This is a genomic window from Candidatus Pseudoscillospira sp. SGI.172 (assembly GCF_050313575.1).
Classification (GTDB): Bacteria; Bacillota; Clostridia; order Oscillospirales; family Oscillospiraceae; genus Vermiculatibacterium.
Genome location: NZ_JBNPLQ010000096.1, coordinates 1 through 241 on the forward strand (window position 1 = coordinate 1; position 241 = coordinate 241).

Annotated in this window: 1 pseudogene; it reads left to right on the top strand. The window is 57.7% G+C overall.

The window, feature by feature from the left end:
- Positions 1-241, top strand: a pseudogene (locus tag ACQRD3_RS13605) (hypothetical protein); the annotation flags it as partial.

The window sequence follows — 241 nt, forward strand, 5'->3', positions numbered from 1 at the left end:
CAAGCGTATCCTGAAGGCTCCTATCCGTATGCCGGACGGCAGCACCGTCTACCCGACAAAGGGAACGCCCCAGGGCGGGATCATCTCCCCACTGTTGGCCAATGTGGTACTCAATGAGCTGGATCACTGGATCGACAGCCAATGGACGGAACACCCCGTGGCAAACCGCTACGGAACATGGCGCACCATCCGCACCTCTGAGGTCTTTGACAAAAGCAAGGGCTACCAGAAAATGCGGAAC